Genomic DNA, 622 nt, shown 5'->3' on the forward strand with positions numbered 1-622 from the left:
ATGCCTTCAGCGTTTATCCCTTCCAGACTTGGCTACCCGGCCATAGACCTGGCGGTCTAACCGGTACACCAGTGGTCTGTCCATCCCGGTCCTCTCGTACTAAGGACAGCTCCTTTCAAAACTCCTCCGCCCACGCCGGATAGGGACCGAACTGTCTCACGACGTTCTGAACCCAGCTCGCGTACCGCTTTAATGGGCGAACAGCCCAACCCTTGGGACCTACTACAGCCCCAGGATGCGATGAGCCGACATCGAGGTGCCAAACCACTCCGTCGATGTGAACTCTTGGGAGTGATAAGCCTGTTATCCCCAGGGTAGCTTTTATCCGTTGAGCGATGGCATTCCCACTTAATACCACCGGATCACTAAGCCCTACTTTCGTACCTGCTCCAACCGTCGCTGTCGCAGTCAGGCTCCCTTCTGCCTTTGCACTCTTTGGATGGTTTCCAACCATCCTGAGGGAACCTTTGGGCGCCTCCGATACGCTTTCGGAGGCGACCGCCCCAGTCAAACTCCCCGTCTGACATTGTCCCCCGCCCGGGTAACGGGCGCAGGTTAGAAGCCCGGTAACGCAAGGGTGGTATCCCAACAGCGGCTCCGGAAATACTGGCGTACTTCCTTC

General features: G+C 57.4%; 1 rRNA gene. It reads right to left on the reverse strand.

Going from position 1 to position 622, the window contains the following annotated elements:
• Window positions 1-622, reverse strand: a 23S ribosomal RNA gene (locus ACTQ3A_RS13910); the annotation flags it as partial.

This window comes from Bilifractor sp. LCP21S3_F8 (genome assembly GCF_052117805.1).
In the GTDB taxonomy this organism is placed as follows: Bacteria; Bacillota; Clostridia; order Lachnospirales; family Lachnospiraceae; genus Bilifractor.